The sequence below is a fragment of the Sorangium sp. So ce836 genome (assembly GCF_028553905.1).
In the GTDB taxonomy this organism is placed as follows: Bacteria; Myxococcota_A; Polyangia; order Polyangiales; family Polyangiaceae; genus Sorangium; species Sorangium cellulosum_D.
Map to the genome: position 1 here is coordinate 3716531 of NZ_CP102233.1, position 15903 is coordinate 3732433.

Here is a 15903-nt window from a genome sequence, read left to right on the forward strand (position 1 = left end):
CCCAAAGCCGGGTGAGCGCGCCCGCGCGGAGCCGGCCGCGGCGGCGCCGCCGCGGCCCATCGGCCTACGCGGTGCTCGTGGCGCTGAGCGCGCTGGCCGGGATCATGCTGATCCCCTTCGCCGTGGTCGTCTTCAACGCGCTGAAGACGCCGGCGGAGTACACCGCGAGCGGCCCGCTCGCCCCGCCGGAGGGGTTCCATCTCGAGGGGATCCGGGACTTCTGGGAGCGCGTCGGCTTCGGCCATGTCCTGCTCAACAGCCTGCTCATCAGCGGCGCGGTGGCCGTGCTCGCGGTCCTCTTGTCGGTGCTGAACGCCTACGCGCTGGGCATCGGCCGGATCAAGCTCCGGATGTCGGTGCTGGTCCTCTTGCTGATGGCCAACACGTTGCCGCAGGAGTCGCTGGTCTACCCGCTGTACACCCTGGCCAACAAGCTCGGGCTCTACGACACCCGGATCAGCGTCATCATCGTGTTCACCGTCATCCAGAGCGCGTTCGGCACTTACCTGCTGTCGTCGGTGATGTCGGCGTTCCCCCGGCCGCTCCTGGATGCGGCGCGGATCGACGGCGCGAGCCGGTGGCAGATCCTGTGGCGGGTGGTCGTGCCGGTCGTGCGGCCCACGCTGACCGTGATGCTCGTCTTCTTCTTCATCTGGACCTGGAACGAGTTCCTGATCCCCCTCATCTTTCTCATCTCCAACGACAAACAGACGGTCTCGGTCGCGCTCGGCGTGCTGCAGGGGCAGCGGCTGATGGACGCCACCATGTCCAGCGCCGCCGCGCTGCTCGGGCTGCTGCCGACCGTCGTCTTCTTCCTCATCTTCCAGCGCACGCTGACGCGCGGGCTCACCGCAGGAGCGATCAAGGAATGAAATTCAGCGACGGTTACTGGTTGATGCGCAAGGGCGTGCACGCGGCGCACCCGGCGGAGGTCCTCGACATCGACGCCGGGCCGGCGTCGTTCGTCGTGCACGCGCCCGTCCAGCGGATCCGGCACCGCGGCGACCTGCTCAAGGGCCCGGTGGTGACCGTCTCCTGCGCATCCCCGATGCCGGGCGTCATCGGCGTCACCATCGCGCACTTCGCGGGCGAGCGGCCGCGCGGCCCGGCGTTCGAGCTGGCCACCGGCCCGACCGGGGAGGTGACGGTGGACGACGACGCGGCGACGCTGACCTCCGGCGCGCTGTCGGTGCGGGTCGGGCGCCGCGAAGGGTGGAGGCTGGACTTCCTGGCCGGGGGCCGCCGCCTCACCGGCAGCGCGCACAAGGCGATGGCGATCATCGACACCGACGACGGCCGCCATTACGTGCGCGAGCAGCTCGACCTCGGCGTGGACCACTTCGTGTACGGCCTCGGCGAGCGGTTCGGGCCGCTGGTCAAGAACGGCCAGGCCGTGGACATCTGGAACGCCGACGGCGGCACGTCCAGCGAGCAGGCGTATAAGAACGTGCCGTTCTTCCTCACCAACGCGGGCTACGGCGTGTTCGTCGATCACCCCGGGCGCGTGTCGTTCGAGGTGGCCTCCGAGGCGATGGCGCGGACGCAGTTCAGCGTCGAGGGCCAATCGATGCGCTACTTCCTCATCTACGGGCCGACGCCGAGGGAGATCCTGCGCAAGTACACCGCGCTCACCGGGCGGCCCGCGCGGGTGCCGGCCTGGTCGTACGGGCTGTGGCTGTCCACCTCGTTCACCACCGATTACGACGAGGCGACCGTCACCTCGTTCATCGACGGGATGGCCGAGCGAGACCTCCCGCTCAGCGTGTTCCATTTCGACTGCTTCTGGATGCGCGAGTTCCGGTGGTGCGATTTCGAGTGGGACCCGCGCGTCTTCCCCGACTCGCCCGGGATGCTGCGCCGGCTCAAGGCGCGCGGCCTGCGCATCTGCGTCTGGATCAACCCCTACATCGGGCAGCGCTCACCGCTGTTCGAGGAGGGCAGGGCGCGCGGCTACCTGCTGCGGCGCCCGAACGGCGACGTGTGGCAGTGGGACCTGTGGCAGCCGGGCCTGGCCGTGGTCGACTTCACCAACCCCGAGGCCCGCGCGTGGTACGCCGCCAAGCTCGACGCGCTGCTCGACATGGGCGTCGACTGCTTCAAGACCGACTTCGGCGAGCGCATCCCCACCGACGTCGTCTACCACGACGGGTCCGACCCGGAGCGCGCGCACAACTACTACGCCTACCTCTACAACCAGACGGTGTTCGAGCTCTTGCGCGAGCGGCGCGGCGAGGGCGAGGCGGTCGTGTTCGCCCGCTCGGCCACGGCGGGCGGGCAGCAGTTCCCGGTGCACTGGGGCGGCGACTGCGAATCGACGTTCGAGGCGATGGGAGAGAGCCTGCGGGGCGGCCTGTCGCTCGGCATGTCGGGCTTCGGCTTCTGGAGCCACGACATCGGCGGGTTCGAGGGCACCCCCGACCCGGCGCTGTTCAAACGGTGGATCGCGTTCGGGCTGCTGTCGTCGCACAGCCGGCTGCACGGGAGCCGCTCCTACCGGGTGCCATGGCTGTTCGACGAGGAGTCGGTCGAGGTGCTGCGGCGCTTCAGCCGGCTGAAGATGCGGCTGATGCCCTACCTGGCCGGGGCCGCGCGGCAGGCGTACGGCGAGGGCTTGCCGATGATGCGCGCGATGGTCGTCGAGTTCCCGGACGACCCGGCCTGCACGCACCTGGAGCGGCAGTACATGCTGGGCGACGACCTGCTCGTGGCGCCTGTCTTCTCCGCCGACGGGGAGGTCTCCTATTACGTGCCGCGCGGCGCGTGGACGCACTACCTCACGGGGGAGCGCGTCGAGGGCGGCCGCTGGGTGCGCGAGCGCCACGGGTTCGACAGCGCGCCGCTGCTCGTCCGGCCGGGGGCGGTGATCCCCGAGGGCGCGGTGGAGGACCGTCCCGACTACGACCATGCGAACGGCGTGACGCTGCGCGTGTACGAGCCCGCGGACGGCGCCCGCGTCACCACGGTGATCCCGGGCGCGGACGGGGACGCGGTCACGACGTTCACCACGTCCCGGCGCGGCCCGGTGGTGCGGGTGGAGGCCGCGGGCGCCCCGGGTGCCTGGAACGTCCTCCTCGTCAACCGCCGCGTCGTGGCCGTCGAAGGCGGGGAGCGCGCGGAGCACCCGCGGGGAGCGCTGGTCAGGGCGGCCGGCCGCGAGCTGGTCATCACGCTGGAAGAGAAGGGCTGAGCCACGGCGCCCGGCCCCAGAGGAAACGACCGATGAAGAGATCTCGCTCAATCGCTGCTTCCGTTTCGTTCGCCATCGCGCTGGCGTTTCACCCCTCGGCCTCGAGCGCGGGTGACATGCTGCCGTTCCAGGATCCCGGTCTGCCGATCGAGGTCCGCGTCCACGACCTCCTCGACCGGCTCACGCTCGACGAGAAGCTCTCGCTCTTGCACCAGTTCCAGCCTGCCATTCCGCGGCTCGGCGTCCCGGACTTCAAGGCCGGCACCGAGGCGCTGCATGGAGTGGGCTGGTCGACCGATCGCGACAACGGCGGCGCCGTCGTGACGGCGACCGGCACGGTGTTCCCGCAGGCGATCGGCCTGGCGACGACGTGGAACCCGGAGCTCATCCGGCAGGTCGGCGAGGCTGTCGGAGACGAGGTCCGCGGCTATCACGCGCTCGCCCCTCGCGTCTGGGGTCTGCAGGTATGGGCGCCCGTGGTCAACCTCCTGCGCGACCCGCGCTGGGGGCGCAACGAGGAGGGCTATTCCGAGGACCCGCTCCTCTCCGGTGCGATCGCCACCGCCTACGGGCGCGGCCTCGAGGGAGACGACCCGCTCTACCTGAAGACCGCGCCGGTCCTCAAGCACTTCCTCGCCAACAACAACGAGATCCGTCGTGACACCACGTCGTCGAGCCTGCGCCCCCGCGTGAAGCACGAGTATGACGAGCTGGCCTTCAAGATGCCCATCGCCGCCGACGCCGTGACCGGCGTCATGACGTCCTACAACCTGGTGAACGGCAGGCCGGCCACCGTCAACCCGGATGTCGGCGACGTCGTGCGGAGCTGGACGCAGAAGACGCTCTACAACGTGTCCGACGCCTGGGCTCCCTCCAACTTGACCAGCTCGCAGCGGTACTTCGCCACGAGCGAGGAGGCCTTCGCGGCCACGCTCCTGGCCGGCGTGGACAGCTTCACCGTCGACAACAACGACAGCGCGCCCACCCTCGCGATCCTCCGCTCGGCGCTCGCGCAAGGGCTCCTCGCCGAGGAGGACATCGACGCCTCCGTCGAGCACGTCCTCTCCGTCCGCCTCCGGCTCGGCGATTTCGATCCGGAGGGCGGCCCCTTCGCCGGTATCGGGCCCGACGTCATCGACAGCCCGGCGCACCGCCAGCTGGCCCGCCGGGCCGCCGACGAGGCCATGGTGCTGCTCGAGAACAAGCGTCGCCTCCTGCCGCTGGACCCGTCGACCACGCGGCGGATCGCGGTCGTCGGGCCCCTCGCGGACACGCTTTACACGGACTGGTACTCCGGGGCGCTCCCGTACCGGGTCACGCCCGTGGACGGCATCCGCGAGCGGCTCGGCGGCGCCGCTGTCGTCTCCAGCGAGGGCGTGGACCGGATCGTGCTGCGCGACGTCGCGAGCGGCCGTTACGTGACCGCCGGCGCGGACGACGACGGGGACATCCTCCGCGTCAGCGCGGCCAGCGCGGGTCCCACCGAGGAGTTCGACGTGTTCGACTGGGGGCAGGGCATCGTCACGTTGCGGAGCGCGGCCAACGGCAAGGTGGTCGACCGCTTCAACTTCGGCGCCAACTTCGCGAACCGGGCCGCCCAGCCGTACGACTGGTTCGTCCAGCAGCAGTTCGTCCTCGAGCCGCAGGGCGACGGCACGCACGTCATCCGCTACGCCGGATACGAGAAGGCGTTCGACTGGGCCGGCCCCGAGGTCTACCTGACCATCGCCGAGGATGGCGCGCTCGCCCTGACCGCGACCGAGGCGGCCGACGCGGCTCGCTTCGAGGTCGACGTGGTCCGGAGCGGCGTCGACGAGGCCGTGCGCGCGGCGACGGGCGCCGATGCCGCCGTGGTCGTCGTCGGCAGCATGCCGTTCATCAACGGGCGGGAGGATCACGACCGCACGACGATGGCGCTGGCCGAGGGGCAGTCCGCCCTGGTGCGGGCGGTGGTCGCCGCCAATCCGCGCACCATCGTCGTGCTCGAGACCAGCTATCCGATGACCATCCCGTGGGAGAAGTCGCACGTCCCCGCCATCCTGTGGACCACCCACGCGGGCCAGGAGACCGGCCATGCCATCTCCGACGTCCTCTTCGGCGACCACAACCCTGCCGGGCGGCTGACCCAGACCTGGTATCGCTCCGGGGACGACCTGCCGGACATCCTCGAATACGACATCATCAAGGCCCGGCGGACCTATCTGTACTTCGACGGTGATCCGCTCTATCCGTTCGGGTACGGGCTGTCGTACTCGACCTTCGGGTACGACAACCTCCAGCTGAGCGCCCGGTCCGTCGAGGCCGGCGACACGATCTCGGTGCGCGTCGACGTCACGAACAGGAGCCTGCGGGCCGGCGACGAGGTCGTTCAGCTCTACAGCCGCCAGCCGTCGTCGCGCGATCCGCAGCCCTCCAAGCAGCTGCGGGCGTTTCGGCGGATCTACCTCGCGCCGGGCGAGACGCGGACGGTCGAGCTCGATTTCGCCGCCTCCGACCTCGCCCACTGGGACGTGACGCGGGGCCGCTGGGTCCTCGAGGCGGCCGGCGTCGAGCTGATGGTCGGCTCCTCCTCGGCGGACATCCGCCGCCGCACGACCGTGCGCGTGCGCGGCGAGCGCATCCCGGCGCGCGACCTCGCCCGCGAGACGCGGGCCATCGACTTCGACGACTACGCCGGCGTCGAGCTGGTCGACGAGAGCAAGGAGTGGGGCGACGCCGTGGGCGCCACCGCGGGCGACTGGCTCCGCTTCTCCGATGTGGAGCTGGGCAGCGGCGCCAGCCACTTCAGCGGCGGGTTCGCCCGCGCCGAGGCGGGCGACGCGCTCGTCGAGATCCGGCTCGACGATCCGGTCCGCGGCAAGCTGGTGGGGACCGCCGTCGTGCCGAGCACGGGGGACGTGTACGCCTACGCCACCGCGAACGCCGAGCTCGACGGCGCTTACGGGCGACGCGACGTCTACCTCGTGTTCCGTGGAGCCGCCCGCCTGTCGACCTTCGCGATCGACTGAAGGGCGGTTCGCCGTGAGGACGTCACAAAAGGTGACGATCTAGACAGACCTGGTCCGGCGGCTTCGGTTGACCCGTCGACGGATCGTTGGTCAGATCTTCAGAACCCCATGGCGAGAGAGCGCACGCAGCGAGCCGCGACCGTCGGCGTCGCCGAGCACGGCAACTCGGCGGTGCTCGTCACCGTCGCGCCCGGCGGCGAGCTCCTCGATCGCCGGCGCGTCGACCTCACCGATCAGGGCCTGCCGACGCACCCGCATCACCACGAAGGGTCGTGGGCGGTCGGCCGTTACCTCGACAGCCCGTGGGCGCGGCCGATCTCGCTCGCCGACGCCGTGGCGCTCGTCGAGCGCGTGCGCGCGTCGGCCGCGCGCGGCGCGCGCGAGGGCCTCGAGGCGCTGGCCGCAGCGGTGCCCGCGCCGATCGCGGGCATCGCGATCCGCGTGTGCCCCACGCTTCCGCCGACGACCGAGGAGCGGATCGCCGACAACCGCGCGCAGACCGTCGCCGACTCGGTCCTGTATCGCGAGGCCCTCGCGGCCGCAGCCGAGGCGCGCGGCTGGTCCGTGCATTGGTACGACCGCGAGCGCGTGTTTCGCGAGGCGGCGGCGACGCTCGGCCTCGAGGACGTCGACGCCTTCCTGCACGCGATGGGCCGATCGATCGGACCGCCTTGGCAAGCGAAACACAAGCTCGCGGCGGCCGCGGCGCTCGCGGCCATGGGACGCCGCGCGTCGCAAGGTTGACCCGAATGCCCCGTGAGCTGTCGTCCAGACTTGCAGCGATCGTGGAAGCCCTACCGTTGAGGCCGGGGCTTCGCGTCCTGGAGATCGGTTGCGGCCCTGGCGTCGCGGCGCGCGCTGTTGCCAGGCGGATCGGCGGGGGGCATGTTCTGGCGATCGACCGCTCGGCCAAGGCGATAGCGCAGGCCATGGCGGGATCAGAGGCTGAGCTGGCGTCTGGCCGTTTGAGCTTTCGCCATGTGGCGATCGAGGAGCTCGAGCTGGAGGAGGGGGAAAGGCCTTATGACATCGCGTTCGCGGTCCGGGTTGGCGCGCTCGACGGCCGTCACCCGGAGGTTGGGCGTATCGCCAGGCAGCGGATTCGCAGCGCCTTGCGCGAGGGGGGCCGCCTTTACATCGATGGAGGCGAGCCGCTTCGTGAGGTCTCCCTTGACGACTAGTACCCCGAACGGCGCATCCGAGCGCGCGTCACCTGTCATCGGCTTGCGGCGGGGCGCGGCGCGCGAGACCAACCCGTCCGGCTGAAAACGAGGCGGCGCGGAGGTCGCGACCAACGCCGGCGCTCGTGACGAGGCCGAGGGGAGGTCGCGACCCACCGCGGAGGATGAATTCGAGCCCGCGACGAGGTCCCGATCGAAATATTTGAATTTTTTCATACAAATCGAGCGGTCGCGACCCTCTCGCGGGCTCCGCGCGAGCGTCGCGGTGGGTCGCGACCTCGCGGGCGGCATCCTCGCGACGGCGCGGGTACCTGCCGCCGTCGGGCGTCCCTCCTCATCGGCGCCCGGGGTAGGACGGACGCCGGACGGGCGCTTCAGCGAGAGACCTCGATGTCATCGCTGGCGAGCTGCTCCCTGAACTCCCCCGGGAGCGCGAGCGACCACGCGGCCTCGCCGAGGCACCGGCGCACCGCCGCGGCACCGCTCCCCGTGAGCCTGACCGCGGGGACGTCGACCCGGCCGCGCGGCGACGTTGTCGATGATGGCGGTCATCTCTGCGTTGCTTATGGCGTGTCGCTCGGCGACTGGGTGCTCGTCCGGCCGGACGGATATATCGGCGCCATCGTGTCGTCCGATCCTGCACCGGCTCTGGAAGCCTACCTTGCCAGCGTCGGCCTCCCAGGGCCTGTCGGCACATGAGGCAGGCGGTCAGCTTGGCTTGAGACGCTTCGTCGGGTCGTATTCCTCCTTGCTTGCGCTGCGGGAGGGGGTGCGCGGATACCAGATCGCGGTGCAAGGCCTGGTGTGTGCGAAGGCCCGCCTCAAGGCCCTGTACCGCTCCCGCGGGATCCGCGGGCCCGGAGAAGCGATGGTCGAGGCGGTGACGCGAGCAAGCTCGCTGGAGCGCCTTCCAGTGGCGCACTGGGTGCCGGGCGAGCAGCGCTCCGAGCAGTTGGACGCGGCGGCGATAGCACGCGAGCGGGCGGAGGCGTGGTTGCTGTCGGCGGCTCACAATCTGAGGTGGCCCGGTCGATGACCGTGCCGGGGCTGAGGCCGATCCGCGCGGCGCGGGTGGTCGCCGCGGCGTTGCCGCCCGAACGGCTCCGCACCAAGCGGCAGTTTTTGCGCCGCAGGGGTTTCGGGCTGGTCACCAGTTTATTTGGCGAAGCCGCTGAGCCGAGCTAGATCCGCCCTGCCCGAAAGACCCCGGTCGGTCTGCATGGACGAGCCCCCAAAACGGATCGTCGCACGCCTGCGTGCGAGCGGCCGAGCTGCGTCCGGGATGCACACCGCCAAAGACGTTCAGGTCGCCCGCGTCGTCCATATCGTCGATGCGCGAGAGAAGTCAGCGAACATGCAACCTTTCACGCTGCCCGCCTTCTACATGCCGTATCCGGCGCGCATCAATCCGCACCTCGAGGGTGCGCGCGCGCATGCCAAGGCCTGGTCCTACGAGATGGGTATCCTGGAGGAGAACCCGCAGGGAAAACCCATCTGGACCGAGAGCGACCTCGACGCGCACGACTACGCGCTGCTCTGCGCGTACACCCACCCCGACGCGCCCGCGCCCGAGCTCAATCTGATCACGGATTGGTATGTCTGGGTGTTCTTCTTCGACGACCATTTCCTCGAAATCTACAAGCGCACCAAGGACATGCGCGGCGCGAAGGCGTACCTCGACCGCCTGCCGCTCTTCATGCCCGTCGTGCCCACGGGGACGCCGCCGGAGCCGACGAACGTGGTCGAGCGCGCGCTCGCGGACCTCTGGGCGCGCACCGTCCCGCTCACCTCGATCCACTGGCGCGAGCGTTTCCTCGCGGCGACGAGGAACCTGCTGCTCGAATGCATGTGGGAGCTCGCCAATATCCAGGAGAACCGCGTCGCGAACCCGGTTGAATACATCGAGATGCGCCGCAAGGTCGGCGGCGCGCCCTGGTCCGCGGGCCTCGTCGAGATCGCCGTGGGCGCGGAGGTCCCGGCCGCCGTCGCCGCGACGCGCCCCCTCGAGGTCCTGCGCGACACGTTCTCGGACGGCGTCCACCTGCGAAATGACCTGTTCTCGTACCAGCGGGAGGTCGAGGAAGAAGGGGAAAACGCCAACTGCGTGCTCGTCCTCGAGCGTTTCCTCGGCGTCCCCACGCAAAGAGCGGCCGATTTGACGAACGAGATCCTGACGTCGCGGCTCCAGCAATTCGAGAACACGGCGCTCGTCGAGGTGCCGGCGCTCTGCGTGGAGTACGGGCTGACGCCGGCGCAAGCCCTCGACGTCGCCAAGTACGTGAAGGGGCTGCAGGATTGGCAGTCCGGCGGCCACGAATGGCACATGCGGTCGAGCCGCTATATGAACGAAAACGCGGACAAATCCGCGAGCGTCCCCGATTTCCTCGGGGCGCCGACGGGGCTCGGCACCTCGGCGTTCCGGATCAGGCTCACGCCCGGCGCCCTGGGTTTGCAGCGGATCAAGACCCTCACCCACGCCCCGTTCCGGCCCGTGGGCAGGATGCCGCTCCCGAAGATTCACATGCCGTTCAAGCTCCGCTTGAGCCCACACCTGCCCGCGGCGCGCCGGAACACCCTCGAGTGGGCCCGCAAGTTCGCGATGCTCGACGTGGTGCCGGGCGTCTTCGGCTCCGGGATCTGGGACGAGCGCAGGTTCATCGGCTTCGATTTTCCCATCTGCGCCGCGGGCATTCACCCGGATGCGTCCCCGCACGAGCTCGATCTGAGCTCGGGCTGGCTGACGTGGGGGACGTACGGCGACGATTACTTCCCGCTCGTGTTCGGCGCGACGCGGGACATGGCGGGCGCGAAGCGGTTCAATGCCCGGCTCTCGATGTTCATGCCCCTCGACTGCGCGGGCGCCCCGGTGCCCGAGAACCCGGTGGAGAGCGGCCTGCTGGATCTCTGGATCCGTACAGCTTCCCCCATGTCGATGAGCTCGCGGCAGACGCTCCGCCGCAGCATCGAGACCATGACCGGGAGCTGGCTCTGGGAGCTCCTGAACCAGGCCCAGAACCGGATCCCGGATCCGGTCGATTACGTCGAGATGCGCCGCAAGACGTTCGGCGCCGATCTCACGATGGGCCTGTCCAAGCTCACGCTCGGCGATGTGGTCCCGGCCGAGGTCTTCCGCACGCGGACGATGCGAGGGCTCGACAACACCACGGCCGACGTGGGCGGCTGGATCAACGATCTCTATTCGTACCGCAAGGAGATCGAGTTCGAGGGCGAGCTCAGCAACCTCGTGCTGGTCGTCGAGCGGTTCCTCGAATGCGACGCGCAGCGGGCCAAGGAGGTCGTCAATGACCTGATCACGGCGCGCGTGCTGGAGTTCGAGCACATCGTCGCGACCGAGCTGCCCCGCATCCTCGACGAATTCGACCTCGACAAGGCGGCCCGCGAGGCCGTGCTCGGATACGTCGAGAAGCAGCGATCGTACATGGCTGGCGTCCTCCACTGGCACGTCGCGACGAGCCGGTACGTGGATGCGGAGCTCGAGCGCCACCCGATCGAACGGGCGATCGATGGCGCGCGTGGGTTTGGCGCCTCTGCGGCGCGCATCAGCAGTCTCTTCGGCGCCGGAAAAGCCGGTGCCGCGGATCCTGCTGCGAAGGTGGATCTTTCGATGGGTACGGCCCGGTCCGTGCCGGTGAAGCACGGGCGGTCCTAACCGTCCGGGAAAGAGGGACTCATGTCTATCTCAGGGAATTCGGGTTCGATCGACCAGCAGCAGACCAGCCTCGCGACGGCGGCCGCTAGGCAGCTCGCCACGACCACCAAGTCGGCGCCGCAGATGCAGGGCATCTCGTCGCGGTGGCTGCTCAAGCTCCTGCCATGGGTGCACGTCAACGGCGTGTACCGCGTGAACCGCCGCCTGAGCTATGCGGTGGGCGACGGGCGCGTGACGTTCACGAGCACCGGCGCGAAGATCCACGTCATCCCGCAGGAGCTCTGCGAGCTGCCGCTCCTCCGCGGTTACGAGGACGTCGAGGTCCTCACCGCGCTGGCGAACCGCTTCGTGCAGCGTGAATACAAGCCCGGAGACGTCATCACCGAGCGCGGCAAGGAGGCCGATCACATCTGCCTCATCGCGCACGGCAAGATCAATAAGATCGGCGCGGGCAAGTACGGCGATGAGACGGTGCTCGCGGTCCTCGCGGACGGCGACCATTACAGCTACCAGGCGCTCCTGGAGACGCAGGATCACTGGACGTTCACGGCCAAGGCCGTCACGGCGGTCACGGTGCTGACGCTCCAGCAGAACGTCTTCGAGGAGCTCGTCGCCCAGTACCCGTCGCTGAAGGAGCACCTCGAGAACTTCAAGGCGCTCGCCACGAAGAAGCAGGACAACACGGGCGAGGCGGCGATCGAAATCGCGGCGGGCCACTCCGGCGAGCACGTCCTCCCCGGCACGTTCGTCGATTACGAGACCTCGCCCCGCGAGTACGAGCTCAGCGTGGCGCAGACCGTGCTCCAGATCCACACGCGCGTCGCGGATCTGTTCAATGAGCCGATGAACCAGACGGAGCAGCAGCTCCGCCTGACCATCGAGGCCCTGAAGGAAACCCAGGAGCACGAGCTCATCAACAACCGCGAGTTCGGCCTCCTGCACAACGCCGACCTGAAGCAGCGCATCCACACCCACAGCGGCCCCCCGACGCCGAACGACATGGACGAGCTCCTCGCCACGGTCTGGAGGGAGCCGTCGTTCTTCCTCGCGCCCCCGCGCGCCATTGCGGCGTTCGGCCATGAGTGCAGCCGCCTCGGCATCTATCCGCAGAGCGTCGAGGTGAACGGCAACCACGTCCCGGCGTGGCGCGGCGTGCCGATCTTCCCGTGCAACAAGATCCCGATCTCGGAGGCGCGGACGACCTCGATCTTGCTCGTGCGCGCGGGCGAGAAGAACCAGGGCGTCATCGGCCTGCACCACGCCGGCATTCCGGACGAGGTGGAGCCGAGCCTCAACGTGCGCTTCATGGGGATCAACGAGAAGGCCATCATGTCGTACCTCGTCAGCCTCTATTACTCGGCGGCCGTGCTGGTCCCCGACGCGCTCGGCGTCCTGGAGAGCGTCGAGATCGGACGCGCCCACGAATGAGCCGCGAGCGGTAGGCGCTCCGCGTGTGCCCCGTGCAAACGCGGGGGATACGCGGAGCGCTCTGCTCTCCGAAGCGCGCAGAAGGAAAGGTACATCATGGCAAACGCCGAAATACCTGGGATCGGGAACGAGGTAGAGCGTTCGAGCCTCGGGACGCTGGGGGCGCGAAAGCTCGCGACGACGACCAAGTCGCATCCGCAGATGCAGGGGATCACCCCCCGGTGGCTCTTGCGGGTCTTGCCCTGGATCGAGGTCACGGGCGGCACGTATCGCGTGAACCGCCGCCTGAGTTATGCCGTCGGCGACGGGCGGTTGAGCTTCGGCAACGTCGGGGCGAAGGTGCAGGTGATCCCGCAGGAGCTCTGCGAATTGCCGCTCTTGCAAGGCTTCTCGGACGACGCCGTGCTCGACGCTCTGGCGAGCCGGTTCATCCAGCGGGAGTACAAGCCCGGCGCGCTGATCGCCGAACGCGGAAAACCCGCGGAGACGATCTTCCTGCTCGCGCACGGAAAGGCCCAGAAGCTCGGCGTCGGCAAGTACGGCGCCGACACGATCCTCGACGTCCTCGCGGATGGGGACCATTTCGGGGATCAGTCCGTCATCGAATCGAGCGACGTCTGGACGTATTCGGTCAAGGCCGTCACGCCGTGCATCGTGCTCGAGCTCCCGCAGCGCGCCTTCGAGGAGCTGATCTCGCGATCCCCGGCGCTCCGCGCGCACGTCGAGTCGCTCAAGGAGCGGCTGAAGAAGCCGCAGGACAAGCTCGGACAGGCGGCGATCGCGATCACCGCCGGTCACAAGGGCGAGCACGCGCTCCCGGGGACGTTCGTCGATTATGAAGCCGCGCCGCGTGAATACGAGCTCAGCGTCGCGCAGACGGTCCTCCGGCTCCACACGCGCGTCTCGGATCTCTTCAACGATCCGATGGATCAGCTCCAGGAGCAGCTCCGCCTGACCGTCGAGGCCCTGCGCGAGCGGCAGGAGTACGAGCTCATCAACAACCGCGACTTCGGCCTCCTGCACAACGCCGACCTGAAGCAGCGCCTCCATCCCCGGAGCGGCCGCCCGACGCCCGACGACATGGACGAGATCCTCTGCCGGCGCCGCAAGTCGCAGTTTTTCCTGGCGCACCCGCGCACGATCGCCGCCTTCCACCGGGAGTGCAGTCGCCGCGGCATCTACCCGACCGGCGTCGTGCTCTCCGGCACGAAAGTCACGGCGTGGCGCGGCGTCCCGATCCTGCCTTGCGACAAGATCCCGATCAACCAGGACGACACGAGCTCCATCCTCGTCATGCGCACGGGGCAGGAGCATCAGGGCGTCATCGGCCTCCACCGCACGGGCCTCCCCGATGAGATCGAGCCCGGTGTCTCGGCCCGCAAGATGGATACCGACCCGAAGGCCATTACCTCGTACCTCGTGAGCACCTATTACTCCGCCGCGGTGCTGGTGCCCGACGCTCTCGGCGTCCTTGAGAACGTCCAGATCGGGCGGTAGTCTCGACGGCCCCTATGACTCTGCATCTCGACCTGCTCCTCCACAACCTCGTCGCGCTGTGCATCGCGATCGTGGTGCTCCTGCTTCTCTCGGAGCTCGTGGTTAGGCTGATCCATCGGGGCTACGCTTTCGCCTTGCGCTCGCCGACGCTGGAGCACGTCACGGCCGACGAGCGCAAGGCGTTCCGGCGTCGCGTCCGTCGCCGCGCGCTCGTCTGGGTCGCGCTCGTCGGGGCCGTGCTCATGGGCGGCGCGGCGTTCGCCATAGTTCGCGGAATTCGCGCCCTCGACGTGGTGAAGAGCGCGCTCGTCGGGCTCGCCGGAGACGATCCCGCGCTCGCCAAGATGCGGCTGCTCACCGCGCTCGGCATCGCCGTCGGCGCGCTCTTCGTCGACGCCCTCGCCCGGGGGCTCGCCGACGCGCTGGGGCAGGCGGTCGCGCGCTCGGGCTGGCTGGAGAAGCGGCGCGAGTCGGTCGCCGAGGTCACGGTACGCCTGCGCAAGGCGCTGCGCGTGGTCGTCCTCAGCGCCGCCGCGGTCCTCCTCACCGAGAAGCTCGCGCTCGCGCCGGGAACCCAGCGCACCGTATTGCTCGCCAGCTACACGCTGGGCGCGTTTTACGTGAGCCGCCTCGCGACGGGGATGGGATACCTCCTCCTCGACGTCATCTTCGACAACGCCACGAGGCTCGCCCGCCTCGAAAGCCCGCTCAGGTACCTCGGGAACCTGTCGCACCTGCTCGGGATCACGAAGCGCGTCGTCGACTATTGCGTGTACATCACGGCGGCGACGTGGGTCGCGGACGCGCTCACGCCCGACACGTGGCTCTCGCAGGCGGGGCGGGTCGGGCTCCGGATCATCGCGATCGTTTATGCGAGCCGGGTCCTGGTCGACATCTGCGTGCTCCTCATCAACGACCTCTTCCTCGGGAAGGTGGCGGAGGACAACCCCCAGACGCTCCAGCAACGAAAGACCCTGGTCCCCGTAGCCATGGGCTTCGTGCGGTACGCGATTTACTTCTCGGCTCTCGTGCTGGGGCTGCGTGAGGCTTCCATCGATCCCACGCCGCTGCTCGCCGGCGCCGGCGTCATCGGCGTGGCCATCGGCTTCGGCGCGCAGACGTTCGTGGGGGATATCGTGGCCGGCTTCTTCATCCTCTTCGAGAACCTGCTCCTCGTCGGGGATCTCGTGGAGATCGGCGGCATCCAGGGGCGCGTGGAGGAGATCGGCGTTCGTATCACGAAGATCCGCGACGAGCTCGGCGTGCTCCATTCGATCCCGAATGGCGAGGTGCGCAAGGTCGCGAACCATTCGCGATCCTATGTGAACGCGGTGGTCGACGTGCACGTACCCTACGAGGAGGACGTGCAGCGGGTGCGTGAGCTCCTCGCGAGGGTCGCCGAAAAGGAGGTCGAGCTGCAGACGGGCGCTCCGGGGCAGGTGGACGTCGGCGTGGAGGAGCTCAACGAGGGATCGATCGTCCTGCGTATCAGCGCGCGCGTGCCGCCCGGCAAGAACAAGGAAGTGAACGATGCGCTGCGCGGCCGCGTCGTGGAGGAGCTTTGCAAAGCGCAGGTCAGCGCGCCGCGCCCGCGTCGAGCCGTCCTCATCGACAGCACGCTTTCCGTCAAAAACCCACCCAAGCGAGAATTCGAGGAGTCCGAGCGCGTCATGCCTCTCTCGCCCGCGAAAGACGACTGACGAGCGGTTCGTCTCGCGGCCGCGCTCAGCCCTGCGCGCGGTATTTCCCGTCAAAAATGTTCTGTCGGGTACAGCGTAGCCGTACGAGACGGCGCGCACCAGGCCGTCGTTCGGGATCGGCGCGCCGATGGTCAAAAGACCATCCGGCGCTCGACCCACGTGCGGCTGTCAGCGCTCCTCACCGCATCGACGTGGCACGAGCCAGGCGTCGAACGGCGCGAAGTAGGCGCCC

The 15903-nt window shown here is 69.0% G+C and carries 10 protein-coding genes and 1 pseudogene; all 11 read left to right on the top strand.

All coding sequences use genetic code 11. From position 1 onward, the window contains the following. Window positions 1-104: 104 nt before the first annotated feature. Window positions 105-872, top strand: coding sequence for a carbohydrate ABC transporter permease (locus NQZ70_RS13775; protein ID WP_129581337.1), 768 nt, complete (start codon window positions 105-107; stop codon window positions 870-872). Beyond that, window positions 869-3187, top strand: a complete 2319-nt coding sequence (yicI, locus tag NQZ70_RS13780) for an alpha-xylosidase (RefSeq protein ID WP_129574619.1) — start codon at window positions 869-871, stop codon at window positions 3185-3187. Before NQZ70_RS13775 ends, yicI begins: the two co-directional genes overlap by 4 nt. A gap of 32 nt (window positions 3188-3219) precedes the next feature. Further along, on the top strand, window positions 3220-6195 hold the full coding sequence (locus NQZ70_RS13785) for a glycoside hydrolase family 3 C-terminal domain-containing protein (protein ID WP_129574620.1): 2976 nt from the start codon (window positions 3220-3222) through the stop codon (window positions 6193-6195). Between the two features lie 108 nt (window positions 6196-6303). Then, on the top strand, window positions 6304-6939 hold the full coding sequence (locus NQZ70_RS13790; RefSeq protein WP_129574621.1) for a hypothetical protein: 636 nt from the start codon (window positions 6304-6306) through the stop codon (window positions 6937-6939). A 5-nt stretch (window positions 6940-6944) separates the two neighbouring features. Beyond that, window positions 6945-7376 carry a cyclopropane-fatty-acyl-phospholipid synthase family protein gene (locus NQZ70_RS13795; RefSeq protein ID WP_129574622.1) on the top strand — a complete coding sequence of 144 codons (432 nt, stop codon included), beginning with the start codon at window positions 6945-6947 and terminating at the stop codon, window positions 7374-7376. Window positions 7377-7898: 522 nt separating this feature from the next. Further along, a pseudogene (locus tag NQZ70_RS13800) lies at window positions 7899-8075 on the top strand (2-polyprenyl-6-methoxyphenol hydroxylase); the annotation flags it as partial. A gap of 333 nt (window positions 8076-8408) precedes the next feature. Continuing rightward, a complete protein-coding gene (locus NQZ70_RS13805; RefSeq protein WP_165373947.1) occupies window positions 8409-8561 on the top strand; it encodes a hypothetical protein in 153 nt (50 codons plus the stop codon). A gap of 169 nt (window positions 8562-8730) precedes the next feature. Further along, window positions 8731-11046 carry a family 2 encapsulin nanocompartment cargo protein terpene cyclase gene (locus NQZ70_RS13810; protein WP_129574623.1) on the top strand — a complete coding sequence of 772 codons (2316 nt, stop codon included), beginning with the start codon at window positions 8731-8733 and terminating at the stop codon, window positions 11044-11046. Window positions 11047-11067: 21 nt separating this feature from the next. After that, window positions 11068-12474, top strand: a complete 1407-nt coding sequence (locus NQZ70_RS13815; protein ID WP_129574624.1) for a family 2B encapsulin nanocompartment shell protein — start codon at window positions 11068-11070, stop codon at window positions 12472-12474. Window positions 12475-12570: 96 nt separating this feature from the next. Beyond that, entirely contained in the window at window positions 12571-13971 is a 1401-nt protein-coding gene (locus NQZ70_RS13820) for a family 2B encapsulin nanocompartment shell protein (protein ID WP_129574625.1), read from the top strand. Window positions 13972-13985: 14 nt separating this feature from the next. Further along, window positions 13986-15671: a mechanosensitive ion channel family protein gene (locus tag NQZ70_RS13825; protein WP_129574626.1), complete on the top strand. Its 1686-nt coding sequence runs from the start codon at window positions 13986-13988 to the stop codon at window positions 15669-15671. The last annotated feature ends 232 nt before the right edge of the window (window positions 15672-15903 follow it).